This is a genomic window from Agrobacterium pusense, from assembly GCF_900102105.1.
Classification (GTDB): domain Bacteria; phylum Pseudomonadota; class Alphaproteobacteria; order Rhizobiales; family Rhizobiaceae; genus Agrobacterium; species Agrobacterium pusense.
Window position 1 is genome coordinate 431,226 of record NZ_FNBB01000002.1, and the last position, 14,142, is coordinate 445,367.

A 14,142-nucleotide genomic window follows, 5' to 3' on the forward strand; every position below is an offset into this window, starting at 1 on the left:
CCGATTTGCCGGAAAACACAAGTTTCCGGACGCATGAGCCGATGCGAAAGCCAGACCGGCTATGAGAGAGACTGATATCATGAGCATGAGCGGATTGCCCTTCGATGATTTCCGCGCGCTGCTGCGCGAGCTTCCCGGCCCGGACACGCACGCGCTTGTTGCGGCGAAGGAGCGCAATGCGCAGCTGACGAAACCTGCCGGTTCGCTCGGCCGTCTCGAAGAAATCGCCATGTGGCTTGCCGCCTGGTCCGGCCGTTCGCCTGCCGTCAACCGTCCGCTGGTGGCAATCTTCGCCGGCAATCACGGCGTGACCCGCCACGGCATCACGCCCTATCCGACGTCTGTGACCCAGCAGATGGTGGAAAATTTTGCCGCCGGTGGCGCGGCGATCAACCAGATCTGCGTGGCCAATGATCTCGGCCTGAAGATTTTCGATCTGGCGCTGGATTACCCGACCGGGGATATCACCTGTGAACCGGCGCTTTCGGAGCGTGACTGCGCCGCCACCATGGCCTTCGGCATGGAGGCGATTGCCGGCGGCACCGATCTTCTCTGCGTCGGTGAAATGGGCATCGGCAACACCACGATAGCGGCTGCGATCAATCTTGCGCTATATGGCGGTACGGCGGAAGAATGGACCGGTCCGGGCACCGGTTCGGAAGGTGACGTCATGGCCCGCAAGATTGCGGCGGTGAAGGCGGCGGTAGAGTTCCACAAGGACCACCTGTCCGATCCGCTGGAAATCATGCGTCGTCTCGGCGGACGCGAAATCGCGGCGATTGCAGGTGCCATTCTTGCTGCGCGCGTGCAGCGCATTCCCGTGTTGATAGATGGTTATGTGGCAACGGCCGCCGCGGCGCTGCTGAAGGCTGCGAATTCCTCTGCGCTCGATCATTGCCTTATCGGCCATGTCTCGGGCGAGCCCGGCCATCTGGCAGCCATCGAAAAGCTTGGCAAGACGCCGCTTCTGGCGCTTGGAATGCGTCTTGGCGAAGGCACCGGTGCGGCCCTTGCCGCCGCCATCGTCAAGGCCGCCGCCGCCTGCCATTCCGGCATGGCGACGTTTGAGGCAGCGGGTGTCGACACACGCATCACCGCGCCCACCAATCATTGAGGCTGAAGATGGACGCGACGCCGCACATGCCACCGCCAGAACCGGTCTTTCGTAAAGAAAAGGGCTGGCGGCATCTGTTCGCTGCCGCGCGCTATTCCCTGCAGGGGCTCGGCCGGCTCTGGCAGGAAGCTGCCTTTCGTCACGAAGTTCTTGCCTTCTGCGTCGGGCTTGGCCTGCTTCTGGTCGTGGGCGCGCCGTTTGCGCATCTTCTCGTTTTCACGGTGTTGATGCTGCTTTTATTCTCGGTGGAAGCGCTCAATACCGCCATTGAGGAACTGGTGGACCGCATTTCGCCGGAAATTTCCTCCGTGGGCCGGCACGCCAAGGATCTCGGCTCCTTTGCCGTCTTCTGCCTGTTGATGGCGAACGGATTTTTCGTGCTGTATTCGCTGGTGACGACGCTGTTCTTCTGAGGTTGCCAGCTTCAAGGCATTTCCAGGTGGAAAGCCGGGCGACGCCTTCCTGTGGGCGCCTTAAGCGAAGGACCGTCGGCGTGGCTGGATGGCATGGGTTTCTTCGACCGCGGGCAGGCTCTGGAGCACGCGTTTCGCGGGCAGGATGGCGATGCCTTCTGTGCCCTCACGCAGTTTGGATTTCAGAATGAACTGGCCGTCATGCTTGGCGAGGATGGCCTGAACGATGGGCAGGCCAAGGCCGGTTCCCTGCTCGGCGCTCTTGATCGCGATTGATCCCTGACCGAAGGCTGACAGCACCACCGGAATTTCCTCCTCGGGAATGCCTGGGCCATTGTCCCTGATCGACACATATTGGCCGCCGCCGGCCGTCCAGCCCGCCTTTACGAGAATTTCTCCACCCTGCGGGGTGAACTTGACGGCGTTGGACAGCAGGTTGAGGACGACCTGGCGGATCGATTTTTCGTCCGCCCAGACCTGCGGCAGGCTGTTTTCAAACTGCTGGGAGATCCTGATGTTCTTGGCGCGGGCGCGAAGCTGGATCATGCCGATGCAATCTTCGGCGATTTCCAGCATCGAGATCGCTTCTTCGTTCAGGTCATAACGGCCCGCCTCGATGCGCGACAGGTCGAGGATTTCGTTGATGAGATCGAGCAGATGCTGGCCGGAGCGGTGGATATCGCCGGAATATTCCTTGTAGAGCGGATTGTTGAGCGGCCCCAGCACCTCCGAGGACATGACCTCGGAGAAGCCGAGAATGGCGTTGAGGGGCGTGCGCAGCTCGTGCGACATGGAGGCGAGAAAGCGCGACTTGGCCAGATTGGCTTCTTCCGCGCGTCGCCGCGCCTCGTCGGAAACCGAATTGGCGACTTCGAGCTCGGCGATCAGGTCGTCCTTTTCCGTCTGCGAGGAGAGGAGCTTGATGCTGGTCTGGTAAAGCCGGCTGGTGATGCGGTGGCAGAACAGGATCGCCATGCCGAACATCAGCGCAAGACCGACATCGAATGGATCGCGCGAGAAGACAGAGGTGACGCAGAGAGCCGCCAGCACCGGCAGGAAAGTCATGAAGGTTGCCCGCCGCAGCATGAAATTGGCCGTGGCGGTGAGCGAGAGCGCGATCAGCAGCGTCGAGCCCTTGAAGAAAAGCACGAGCGTCGGGTCATTACGCGTTGGCTCCGCCAGCGCGAACATCGCCCAGATGCACCCGATGACGATCTGCATTCCGAGAAAAAGATTTTTCCAGTGCAGGAGGTTTTCGGCGGTGATTTCCTGTTTTGCAGCCCGTTTGGCGAGCATCAGCGAAATGGCGTGGAAACTCAATGCAGCCAGCGACCAGATGATGAGGCTGATATCGCGGGTTATGTAAACGCCGATGATGGAGGCAAGCACGATGAAAAGCGGCATGATCATCGCGCCCTGCAGGGTCTCGGCGATGTGCATGGTCAGCATCTCGCGTTCATAGGCGTCGCTTGCGCCTGCACCTTGCTGCAAGCGTTCACGCGTCGTCTTCACCGCGTCGAAAACCGCCTTGTTGCGATGTTTTTTCGAGCGGTCGACGATGATCTTGTCGGTGGACGTGCTGACGCTTTTACTCATTGTTACAACGCAGGGTGACATGAACCCTTGCAGACTACGCCCAAAATCTTAAGAAGATGCTGCCGTGAAAGGATTTGTTTGCCATTTCTGACAAGGGTTTGTTGTTACATGAGACGAAATGGAGGCAGGCGCGGGGGTTTTTCCGCAGTCCGCGACGGCGGCCTGTTCCTTGCTACGGTTTTTCTAGGGGTTCTGATTGCCGCCAAGCTTGATCATATCAACAGCGAAACCTATAGCGGCCGCTTCTTCGTGATTGATGGCGACACGCTCTCCAAGGGCAAGGAACGTTTCCGGCTGCTCGGCATCGATGCGCCGGAGCTTGCGCAGACATGTCTGCGCGGGGGCGAAAGCTGGCCATGTGGCGAGGAGGCGCGCCGTGTTCTGCAACGGCTGGCCGCGCCAGCGGATTTCTCCTGCTCCGGCAGTTCCAGAGATCGATACGGGCGACTGCTCGTCTATTGTTCCGCCGGCGGCAGGGATGTTTCGTCGGACATGGTGTCGGCCGGTTTTGCCGTCGCGTCGGGATATTTCCAGTTTTCAGGCGAGCAGGAAGCCGCGCGCAGGCAGGCGCTCGGCATCTGGGCGGGAGAATTCGAAAAGCCCTCGCAGTGGCGGAGGGATCACCGTGCCGCGGATATGGAAACGCCGGCGGCGGGTTTCCTCACCATCGTCCGCCATCTTCTGGGGTGGGATCATGGCTGAAGGAGAGAGGGTTGGGCCAGTGCATGATGATGGGCTGGACGGGCTGCGCGGTGAGATTGCCCGCTGTCGTCTCTGTCGCGACAGGCCGCTCAAGGGAATGGCTGACCGCCTGCCGCATGAACCCCGGCCGGTGGTCGTCATGTCGGCAAGACCACGCATTCTGATTGCCGGGCAGGCGCCAGGGCTGCGCGTGCATGAAACGGGCCTGCCATTCAACGATGCTTCCGGCGACAGGCTGCGCCAGTGGCTGAATGTCGACCGGGAGACATTTTACGATCCGGATCGTTTCGCCATCGTTCCCATGGGGTTCTGTTTTCCCGGTTATGATGACAAGGGAAGCGACCTGCCGCCACGGCGGGAATGCGCCCCGCACTGGCGCACGCGGGTCATGGCGGCGATGCCGCAGGTGGAGCTGATCCTCGCGATCGGCCAATATGCCCAGGCTTTTCACCTGGGTGAAAGACGATGCAAAACCATGACCGAAACGGTGCAAAACTGGCGCAGCTATCTTCACGCCAATTCCGGCCCCGGCATTCTTCCTTTGCCGCATCCGAGCTGGCGCAACACGGGGTGGCTGAAAAAGAACCCATGGTTTACGGAGGAGCTGTTGCCGGTTCTGCGAGAATATGTGGAAATGCAGCTTTGGTGAAACAATTTTCTGTTTTTCCGCAAAAATTAGTGTATTGAAAGGAAATTAATTCAGGAGGGTAGACGCATTGGATCGCCTAGACCGTAAGATTTTGCGCATTCTGCAAGAGGATTCCACGCTGGCTGTTGCCGATCTGGCGAAGAAGGTCGGCCTTTCCACGACGCCCTGTTGGCGGCGTATCCAGAAGATGGAAGAAGACGGCGTCATCCGCCGGCGTGTGGCCCTGCTCGATCCGGTCAAGGTCAATACCAAGGTCACGGTTTTCGTCTCCATCCGCACCGCCTCCCATTCCATCGAATGGCTGAAGCGCTTCTCCGAAGTGGTTTCCGAATTCCCGGAGGTTGTCGAATTCTACCGTATGAGCGGTGATGTCGACTATCTGCTGCGCGTGGTCGTGCCCGATATCGCCGCCTATGACGCTTTCTACAAGCGGATGATCGCCAAGATCGAAATCCGCGACGTCTCCTCCGCCTTTGCGATGGAGCAGATCAAATATACGACGGAACTGCCGCTCGATTACATGCTGCTGGATAATCCCAAATCCGGCGAAGAGTGATCCGTCGCTGGTCAGTTTTTGATCAACGCCCTTTCCGGCCGCCGGGGAGGGCGTTTTAATTCGTGGGTGGTTTTTTGGGCGTCGGTCGGGCCTGCCAGGGCTGATACTGTCGGAAGGTCCGTCCGGTAGCTGCCGCAGAGGCACGACAATTCTATTTCGCCGGTAACGGCAAATTCGCACATTCAATTCTCTCAGCGCCGTCTGCGCGCAAACCAAGATTTTGATAAAATCGCTCGAATATCTACGCTTTTACTGTCGAAGGATGGAATAGCGAGGGATATCCATATGCTGACACGACGCGGAACATTGGGACTGATTGCAGGTGCGACCGGGGCGGTGTTTCTGCCGCATATCCGGCGCGCGAGCGCCGCAACCACGACGTTGCGGATTGGCTGGCAGAAGAATGGCGTGATAGCGCTCGCGAAGAGCCAGGGCGCGCTCGAAGCGCTGCTGAAGGATCGCGGCATCGAGGTCAAGTGGTCTGAATTTTCCTCCGGGCCGCCGCTTCTTGAAGCGCTGGGTGCCGGTGCGCTGGATATCGGCCCGACCGGCGATGTGCCGCCGCTTTTCGCGCAAGCCGCCGGCGGCAATCTGCGTTATGTCGGCACCTACAAGGCGGCGGCAGGCGGATCGGCGATCCTCGTGCAGAACGATTCGCCGCTGAAGACGCTCCAAGACCTGAAGGGCAAAAAGGTCGCCTTCAAGCGCGGCTCCAGCGCCCATAACGTCACTGTGAAGGCGTTGCGAAAGGCGGGGCTGACCTTGGCAGACATCACGCCCGTCGATCTTGCCCCGCCGGATGCGGCGGCCGCCTTTCGAAGCGGCAGCATCGATGCCTGGTCGATCTGGGATCCCTATTTCGCCGTGGCGGAGAAAGAGCCGACGACGAGGGTTCTCTCGACAGCCGAAGGCATCGTCGATCCGTGGAGCTACTTCCTCGCCAATGGCGATTTTGTTGAAAGTAATTCCGATCTCGTGCCGCTGATCCTGAAGGAACTGGCGAATGTGGGTGCGAAAGCGCAGACCAACATCGACGCGACAGCCAAATCCTTGTCGGCCATCACCGGTGTCCCCGAGGATGTCACGAAGGTCTCGCTGACGCGCCCCGGTGCCGATCTCGGACGGGTCTCGCTGGTTCCGGATGAAGCCATCGCCTATCAACAGGCGCTTGCGGACGAGTTCTACGATCTGAAGATCGTGCCGAAGACGCTCAAGGTGGCGGATATCGTCTGGCGTCCCAAGGCGAGTTGATGGGCGGAAAGTGGAGTCTCTTCAACCGGCTGGCGGATGTTGCTCAGAGGTTGATTCAGGCCGTTGGTGTTAAATGTGAGGCGATTGGATGCCGCTTGTTTCTTCTCCCCGTGGGGGAGAAGTCCGCGGCAGCGGGATGAGGGGGCGAGGGTAGAGATAGACTGAGAGCCAGCCCCCTCATCCGACCCTTCGGGCCATCTTCTCCCCGGCGGGGAGAAGAAAATTGCCTCAAGGTCACCGCATCAGCCCTTGAACTTCGCAATCACCAGATGACCGGGCGTCGGATTGCCGTCCTGCATGCGCACATTGATGTCGGTCACTTCAATCACCTCGAAACCGGTCGCCGCCAGTCGTTCGCGGACATAGGTTTCGGCATGGGCGAAACGCTGGTGCGGGCCGACCATGTAGGGGCGCCCGGCCATGATTTTTTCGGGCAGGGTCTCCGACGAGAAGATCAGCAGGCCGCCGGCATTGAGGTTTTCGGCGGCGCCGAAAAACAGCGGTTCCAGCGCGCCGAGATAGGGCAGCACATCGGTGGCGGTGATGATGTCAAAGGGCTCGTCGTCATTGTCCTCAAGGAAATCCTCAACTTCGGCGACATAGAGCGTCTCGTAGAGGTCCTTCTCATGAGCGATCTCGACCATGTTTTCGGAAATATCGATGCCGGTGATGTCGTCAGCCATATCGCGCAGCGCTTCACCGGTGAGGCCGGTGCCACAGCCGAGATCGAGCAGGCGTTTGAAAGGGCCGAGATTGAGCGTCTGCAGCCGCTGGCGAACCATCATCGGCACGGCGTAACCCAGCTGCTCGACAAGAATGTCCTCGAAGGCTTCGGCATGCTGGTCGAACAGGGTTTCGACATAGGCGTCGGGCGCTTTGGAAGGCTGTTCGCCCCGGCCCATGGCGGCAATGCGTACGGCTGCGCCACCGTGGTCTTCCGGATCGATGGCGAGGACCTCCTCATAGGCCTTCACCGCCGCGTCCACATCACCGGCCTTTTCAAGCGCGAGTGCGCGGTTATAGGCCTCGGCGAGCGCCTCTTCGTCGATCTTCTGGTTCTTGGTCATCGTGCCTTATCCGTCAGCGTCTTCAATTGACGTTTGCTGTAAGCCGCATCGGGGACCGGCGCAATGTTTATGTGGCGTGAGGGCTTAGTGGAGGATGAACTCCCCTTTGAGCGCGCGCCATTCCTGCGCCGAAATAACCTGCCGGTGCACATAGCGGACGGAGTGCAGGGGGCCGTCGAGCTTTTCCTGCCAGAACTTGAGGAAGCCGTGCATTTCAGGAAAATCGGGGGCCAGATCGTAATTCTGCCAGACATAGGTCTGGAGAACCAGAGGATGGTCTGGCAGGCGGTAGAATATCTGGGCGGTGGTGAGGCCATAGCCTCGCAGCATCATTTCCATGTCCTTGTTCATGGTGGCGGTTCCCATATCGATGATGACCGATCACAGCGTTGCCGCTGTATCTTAGATGGGAACACGGCAGGGTTAACCCAACCTTGCCAAAAGAATGGATGCGTCACAAATTTGTTATATTTTTCAAAGTGTTGGCAGTACTCATTGATGAGTGCTGCCAACGTTGGGCTCAGCGCTTGAGGTGACGGGTCAAGCGGGCCTCCAGCCAGGCCCAGACATGGCGCAGCGTCTCGACGATCGCAAGGTAAAAGATCGCAGCCCAGAGATAGGCCTGATAATCGAAGGTGCGGGAAAAGGCGTAACGGGTCTGGCCCATCAGGTCGAAGACGGTGACGATGGAGACCACCGCCGAACCCTTGATCATCAGGATGATCTCGTTGCCATAGGGGCGCAAAGCGACGATCAGCGCCTGCGGCAGTATGATCTTTCGGAAGGTGATGAACTTGGAAATACCGAGCGACGCCGCCCCTTCGTGCTGGCCGCGCGGCACGCTCTGGATCGCCCCGCGCAGGATCTCCGCCTGATAGGCGGCGGTGTTGAGCGTCAGCGACAGGAGGCCGCAATACCAGGCTTCGCGGAAGAACCACCAGAGATCAACGGCTTCCAGCGCCGGGCGGAAGCTGCCGAGACCGTAATAGATCAGGAAAAGCTGCGCCAGCAGCGGCGTGCTGCGGAAGACATAGACGTAGGCATAAGCGAGCGCGCCGATGACGCGATTTTCAGACATGCGGGCGAAGGCGATCGGCACGGACAGGATGGCGCCGAGAATGATCGAGCTGCCGACCAGCGTGATTGTGGTGATGAGGCCATCGATATAACGGGGACCATACCGTTCAAATTTGTCCCAATCCCAACCCTCGATCATCGCAAATAACAGCCCGGCGGCGAGAAGCAGCCAGAGCGTAATGACAGCGATGCCGACGACACGGGAGATGTTCAGCGGTTTGTCCGCAACGATGGGCGCTGGGCGTGGCGGAATGAGTTCCTTGATATGGCTCATCGTCTGGCCTCCGACTTGCGCGACCAGCGATCTATGAAACCGATGCCGATGGATGAGAGGAGCGCGAGAATGAGGTAAAGCAGGCAGGCGATGCCGTAGAAAAAGAAGGCTTCCTTGCTGACGCGGGCGGCAATGCCGGTCTGGCGGATGATATCGGCAAGGCCGATGATCGATACGTAGGACGTGTCTTTCAGCAGGATGACCCACAGGTTGGTCATGCCGGGAAGGGCGATCCGCACCAGCTGCGGAATGATGATGAGCACCATGGTGCGGCTGCGGGAAAGTCCGAGTGCGTCACCCGCCTCATATTGCCCCTTCGGTATGGCCTTGAAGGCCGAGAGAAGCACCTCAGACGCATAGGATGAAAACACCACCGAAAGCGCCACCATGCCGGCAACGAAGGCGTTGATTTCGATGGGGCCGGTAATGCCGATGTAACCTGCCACGGATTGCAACAGCATCTGGATGCCGTAATAGACGATGAAGAGCGTCAGCAGTTCGGGCAGGCCGCGGAAGATGGTGGTATAAATTCCGGCGGCCAGCCGAAGCGATTTTTCTTCCGATTGCGCGGCGAGCGCGATCAGGAAGCCGATCAATAGCCCGACTGGCAGGGTGGCAAGCGCCAGCGAGATCGTGACCTTGACGCCGAAAGCGATTTCATCGCCCCAGCCCGCATCGCCGCAGGCGACGAGAGTGCCGTTTCCGAAAAGCGAGAAGAGACCGACCGGACCGCAGAAGGGATCGAGAAGTGTCGAGACATAGGTCCAGAACGCACCTATGGCGGAAAATGCTCCGCTCATGCCAATTTTCCCCTGCGGTCTTAAGCCGCCGTGATTGTTATGGTGACGTTTTCAAACAAAAATGGCGGAAGGGCAAGCCTTCCGCCACGAGATTTCAACAGATCGAACCGGCTTACTCGCCGTAAACGTCGAAATCGAAGTATTTTTTGTTGATCTCCTGGTACTTGCCGCTGGCGCGGATGCCGGCAATGGCAGCCGTGAACTTGTCGGCCAGCGCCGTGTCGCCCTTGCGAACGGCAATGCCTGCGCCGTTGCCGTTGATGTCGACGTCTACCTTGAGCGGTGTCAGGATCTTGCAGCACTTGCCGGCATCGGTCTTCAGCCATTCCGACAGCACGACGATATCGTCGATGACAGCGTCAATACGGCCATTGGCGATGTCGAGCTTATATTCGTCTGCGGTCGGATACATCTTCACGTCGGAATCCGGGAAGTGTTTTTCAGCGTAGTTGGAGTGGGTGGTGGAGCCCTGTGCGCCGAGCGACTTGCCCTTGAGATCGTCGAGGGACTTGATCGGCGAATCCTTCGGCACGGCGATCGCCGGCGGCGTGTTGTAATATTTCTTGGAGAAGTCGACCTTCTGGAGACGTTCCGGGGTGATCGACATGGACGCGATGATGGCGTCGAACTTCTTGGCCTGAAGGGCGGGGATGATGCCGTCCCAGTCATTGGTGACGAAGGTGCACTCGGCCTTCATTTGTTCGCACAGCGCCTTGGCGATGTCGATATCGAAGCCGGTCAGCGTGCCGTCGGCTTCGAGATTGTTGAAGGGCGGGTAGGCGCCTTCGGTGCCGATGACAATCTTGTCCTGCGCGAGAGCCGCGCCGGAAAAGAGCGAGATGGCGGCAATCGATACGGCTGCGAGCAGACGGGTGGAAATAGGCATTTCGATCCTCTCTTTTGGTCGTTCATCCGCGGTCTGTTGTTGTTTTCAGTGCGGACGCCATGGGCGCCAAGGCGCGGCAGGACGGAGGATACCGCCTGTGGCCTTCAGCGCGGATGTGATTATTCGTCCGCTTGGTCAAAAAATGCAACTGCAATATTAGCGACCTTCTTTGTGCCGCAGAGCCTCCACGAAAAGGCCTTGATCTGTTCATTTCCGGTACAGAAGGCTTTGGTCATCATGGGAACCGGAGCGTGTGTAAGGCGTTGAACAGCGCCTGCGTGCCAAGCCGGGCCCACGACGTCGCGTCATTCGCGACCCATAAAATGACGGCAGATGAGGAAGCACTGATGCTGAAAAAGAAAAACACATTGCTGACCGGGGTGGTTTTTCCACTCATGTCTCTCGCGATCGCGGTTGAGCCAGCAGCGGCAGGCTTTGCCGGCGCGGCCCGCGCCCAGGCGCCTGTTTCTCAAACCGCGCCCGGCCAGATAATCCTGGCGCAGGCGGAGCCGGCGCAGGAAAACCCCGAAGAAGAACTCAAGAAGAAGCGTCAGCGCGCCGAAGAGGCGCAACCTGCCGAACCGAAGCGTGAAGAGCGCGCACCGGAGCCCCAGCGCGAGCCGGAGCCCAAGCGCGAAGCGCCGCCGGAACCGCAGCAGCGTGAGGCCCGCCCGGAGCCTGCGCCGGCCGAGCAGCCGCAGGAGCGTCCCCGCAAGCCTGAACGGGCGCAGGAGCCGCAGGGCGAGGGTGAACAGCGCCCGGCTCGTCAGCGTGAGGCCGCGCCTGAAGCTGCGCCTGCCGAACAGCAGCCGAAGGAACGTCCGCGCAACCCGGAACGGGCTGAGCAGCCTGCAGGCGACGGCGAACAGCGTCCCGAGCGTCCCCGTAAGGAGCGTGCGAAAGAGCCTGCGGCCGAACAGGAGCCAGCAGCTCGCCCTGAAAATGCCGAGCAGCCGGCCAAGCCCCGTGAGCCGGCACCCGCCAAAAAACCGGCAGTAGAGGAAAAGGCCCCGGAACAGAAAGCCGAACCGGCCGAAAAAGCCGTTCCCGAGAAAAAGCCTGCCGCTCCCGAGCCCGCCGCGAAGGAAGCACCTGTTCCGACAGAAGCGCCGACGCCCGCGCGCCCACCGGCACCCGAGGCCCAGCCAAACCCTGCACCTGGCCGCCAGCCTTCCGAACAGCCTCCGGTAGAAGGTCAGGGTAGAACGGAACCCGCAGCCCCGCTGCCAGGCGCGCCGACCCCGCCGCCGAGTGGTGCGACGACCGGGCAGGCGCCCGCCGGCGAACCGGTGCCGAACCAGGTTGCCGTTCCGCAGACGGAAGCCCCGCCGATGACGAAGGAGGAGCTGGACAAGGCCAAGGCGATCGCCAAGGACCCGTCCAAGACGGCCGACACCGTCATCCTGCCGGTCGACAAGGGTGCTGCCGTTCTCGACAGCGACAAGGAAGTGGAGCGTTCCGGCAACCGCCAGACCCGCGAGGAACGCCGTCGTGAACGCGAACAGGCCGGCGACTTCAAGGTCCCGACCTCCGACGCCGAGGCGCAACGCGCCGGTGCTGCTGAAGGCAAGGCTCCGCCGCCACCCGTAAAGCTGGAAGCCATCACTTCCCAGCAGGGCGAGCGCATCGACCGCCGCCCGCAATATGAGCGGCCGGACGGTGTACGCGAATGGCAGCCGCGCGAGGGTCGTCCGCGTGATCGCGATGGCGATGCGCCGATCATCCTGCAGTTCGGTGACCGCGTCGTCGTTCGTGGCGATGACAACCAGCGCTTCATCCGCGATGGCGGCGAGCCCTATTACGAGCGCCTGCAGGGCGGCCGTGTCCGCGAAACCGTGGAGCGCCGTGATGGCACGCAGGTCGTGACGATCCGCAACCGTTATGGCGACGTGATCCAGCGTTCGCGCATTGACGATCGCGGCCGCGAATATGTGCTGTTCTACGCACCGGAGCTGATGGACGATCCGGATCGCGATTACGTTTATCGCGACCCCGGTCTCGATCTGCCGCCCATGCGTCTGCGCATTCCCGTGACGGACTACATCATCGACACGTCGAGCGATCCGGATCGCGATTATTACCGCTTCCTGGAACAGCCGCCTGTCGAGCCGGTGGAACGTGTCTATTCGCTGGATGAAGTGCGCTATTCGGCTCGCATCCGTGACAAGGTGCGCCGTATCGACCTCGATACGATCACCTTCGCGACCGGCAGCGCTGAAATCCCGATGGCGCAGGCTCGCTCCTTGCGCAAGGTGGCCGACGCAATCAACAAGGCGCTGGAAAAGAACCCGGCGGAAACCTTCCTCATCGAAGGCCATACCGATGCCGTCGGTTCGGATGAAAGCAACCTCGTACTGTCTGACGAGCGCGCTGCCTCCGTCGCCAACGTGCTGACCGACGTCTACGGCATCCCGCCGGAAAACCTCGCGACGCAGGGTTATGGCGAGCGTTACCTGAAAGTCCAGACACTCGGCCCGGAACAGCAGAACCGCCGCGTCACCATCCGCCGCGTGACGCCGCTGGTGAAGCCGGTCGCTCAGAACTGACCGGGTTCAAATAGAAAAACAAGGCCCGGAAGCGAAAGCTCTCCGGGCCTTTTATTGCTTACGATGTCCCCAGCGCCGAGGCGTTTGGCAGAACTTGATCATCCGCAATCCGTCACCCCGGACCAGATCCGGGGTCCAGCGTGATCAAGTCCTTGATCACAAAAGACTCTTTCACGGCGCAGACGCGCCGTGGCTGGATGCCGGATCTAGTCCGGCATGACGGAGGTGAGGTTTTCGAACCCTGGCGTCACCCGCAAGCTTGAGGATGATCCCAACCCCGACGGTTAGCTCAGCGCCACCGCAATCTCAGCCGCTAATTGCGCGTTGTTGCGAACCAGCGCGATATTGGTTTCGAGGCTGCGACCATCCGTCAGGCGGAAAATGTCACCCAGCAGATACGGCGTGACAGCCTTGCCGGTCACTTCATCCCGCTCGGCGTGCGAGATGGCGCGGTTGATGTAGATTTCCATTTCCTCGCGCGGAATCTCGTCAGCTTCCGGCACAGGATTGGCCACCAGCATGCCGCCATCGATGCCGAGCTGTTCGCGGGTTACCTGGAAGTTGGCGATTGCGGCCGGGCTGTTGAGCGAAAGCGGGCTTGGCAGGCCGGAGGAGCGAGACCAGAAGGCCGGGAATTCTTCCGAACCGAAAGTGACGACGGGTACGCCGTTGGTTTCGAGGACTTCGAGCGTCTTCGGAATATCAAGGATCGCCTTGGCGCCGGCGCAGACGACGATCACTCCGGTCTTTGCAAGCTCCGTCAAATCCGCGGAGATGTCGAAGGTTTCTTCCGCACCCTTGTGCACGCCGCCAATGCCGCCGGTCGCGAAAACGCGGATGCCGGCGCGGGCAGCGGCGATCATGGTCGCCGCAACCGTGGTGGCGCCGGTGCGGCGCTCGGCGATCGCAAAGGCGATATCGGCGCGCGAGACCTTCATGGCATCCGTGGTCTGGGCCAGGGCCTCGAGCTGATCCTTCTCGAGGCCGATATGCAATGTGCCGTGAATGACGGCGATGGTGGCCGGAACCGCGCCCTGATCACGGATGATCTGCTCGACGCTTTCCGCCATCTCGATATTGCCGGGGTAGGGCATGCCATGGGTGATGATGGTCGATTCAAGCGCGACGATCGGCGCACCGCGCTGCTTGGCGGCGGCGACTTCCTGAGAATAGACGATAGGCAGGAGAGGGGAGATGGGGCGGGTCATTTA

The 14,142-nt window shown here is 60.5% G+C and carries 14 protein-coding genes; 7 read left to right on the top strand and 7 right to left on the bottom strand.

The features are described from left to right. The first annotated feature begins 79 nt into the window (after window positions 1-79). Together cobT and BLU28_RS06735 are read left to right on the top strand one after the other, a co-directional pair. Window positions 80-1,114, top strand: a complete 1,035-nt coding sequence (cobT, locus tag BLU28_RS06730) for a nicotinate-nucleotide--dimethylbenzimidazole phosphoribosyltransferase (protein ID WP_022556516.1) — start codon at window positions 80-82, stop codon at window positions 1,112-1,114. 8 nt (window positions 1,115-1,122) lie between these two features. Further along, a complete protein-coding gene (locus tag BLU28_RS06735; protein WP_004442540.1) occupies window positions 1,123-1,527 on the top strand; it encodes a diacylglycerol kinase in 405 nt (134 codons plus the stop codon). 60 nt (window positions 1,528-1,587) lie between these two features. Here the strand turns inward: BLU28_RS06735 and pdhS2 are convergent, their stop codons facing one another. Continuing rightward, complete coding sequence (gene pdhS2, locus BLU28_RS06740) at window positions 1,588-3,123, bottom strand: two-component system sensor histidine kinase PdhS2 (protein WP_035211364.1); 1,536 nt, start codon at window positions 3,121-3,123, stop codon at window positions 1,588-1,590. Between the two features lie 108 nt (window positions 3,124-3,231). On the opposite strand from pdhS2, the gene BLU28_RS06745 reads away from it, so the two are divergent. The 4 genes from BLU28_RS06745 to BLU28_RS06760 all read left to right on the top strand — a co-directional run bounded on the left by BLU28_RS06745 (window position 3,232) and on the right by BLU28_RS06760 (window position 6,281). Next, window positions 3,232-3,825, top strand: coding sequence for a thermonuclease family protein (locus BLU28_RS06745; RefSeq protein WP_035211363.1), 594 nt, complete (start codon window positions 3,232-3,234; stop codon window positions 3,823-3,825). After that, window positions 3,818-4,474, top strand: coding sequence for a uracil-DNA glycosylase family protein (locus BLU28_RS06750; RefSeq protein ID WP_168247044.1), 657 nt, complete (start codon window positions 3,818-3,820; stop codon window positions 4,472-4,474). The genes BLU28_RS06745 and BLU28_RS06750 overlap by 8 nt, the downstream gene beginning before the upstream one ends. A 67-nt stretch (window positions 4,475-4,541) precedes the next feature. After that, the gene (locus BLU28_RS06755) at window positions 4,542-5,030 is read left to right on the top strand and encodes an Lrp/AsnC family transcriptional regulator (protein WP_003507846.1); all 489 of its coding nucleotides are present in this window, start codon (window positions 4,542-4,544) and stop codon (window positions 5,028-5,030) included. 285 nt (window positions 5,031-5,315) lie between these two features. Further along, a complete protein-coding gene (locus BLU28_RS06760; protein WP_077986227.1) occupies window positions 5,316-6,281 on the top strand; it encodes an aliphatic sulfonate ABC transporter substrate-binding protein in 966 nt (321 codons plus the stop codon). Between the two features lie 242 nt (window positions 6,282-6,523). Here the strand turns inward: BLU28_RS06760 and BLU28_RS06765 are convergent, their stop codons facing one another. The 5 genes from BLU28_RS06765 to BLU28_RS06785 form a co-directional block, all read right to left on the bottom strand. Then, window positions 6,524-7,348: a class I SAM-dependent methyltransferase gene (locus BLU28_RS06765; protein WP_072494590.1), complete on the bottom strand. Its 825-nt coding sequence runs from the start codon at window positions 7,346-7,348 to the stop codon at window positions 6,524-6,526. Between the two features lie 84 nt (window positions 7,349-7,432). Continuing rightward, the gene (locus BLU28_RS06770) at window positions 7,433-7,699 is read right to left on the bottom strand and encodes an usg protein (protein WP_004442513.1); all 267 of its coding nucleotides are present in this window, start codon (window positions 7,697-7,699) and stop codon (window positions 7,433-7,435) included. 169 nt (window positions 7,700-7,868) lie between these two features. Beyond that, on the bottom strand, window positions 7,869-8,699 hold the full coding sequence (locus BLU28_RS06775) for an ABC transporter permease (protein WP_004442510.1): 831 nt from the start codon (window positions 8,697-8,699) through the stop codon (window positions 7,869-7,871). Beyond that, window positions 8,696-9,499 (bottom strand): ABC transporter permease, encoded by an 804-nt coding sequence (locus BLU28_RS06780; RefSeq protein WP_022556506.1) that lies wholly within the window; start codon window positions 9,497-9,499, stop codon window positions 8,696-8,698. The genes BLU28_RS06775 and BLU28_RS06780 overlap by 4 nt, the downstream gene beginning before the upstream one ends. Before the next feature lie 112 nt (window positions 9,500-9,611). Then, the gene (locus BLU28_RS06785; RefSeq protein ID WP_004442506.1) at window positions 9,612-10,385 is read right to left on the bottom strand and encodes an ABC transporter substrate-binding protein; all 774 of its coding nucleotides are present in this window, start codon (window positions 10,383-10,385) and stop codon (window positions 9,612-9,614) included. 347 nt (window positions 10,386-10,732) lie between these two features. Between BLU28_RS06785 and BLU28_RS06795 the strand changes: the two genes are divergently transcribed. Then, window positions 10,733-12,931, top strand: a complete 2,199-nt coding sequence (locus tag BLU28_RS06795) for an OmpA family protein (protein WP_006697641.1) — start codon at window positions 10,733-10,735, stop codon at window positions 12,929-12,931. 284 nt (window positions 12,932-13,215) lie between these two features. On the opposite strand, the gene BLU28_RS06800 is transcribed toward BLU28_RS06795, so the two are convergent. Further along, on the bottom strand, window positions 13,216-14,139 hold the full coding sequence (locus BLU28_RS06800; protein ID WP_004442502.1) for a pseudouridine-5'-phosphate glycosidase: 924 nt from the start codon (window positions 14,137-14,139) through the stop codon (window positions 13,216-13,218). Between the last annotated feature and the right edge of the window lie 3 nt (window positions 14,140-14,142).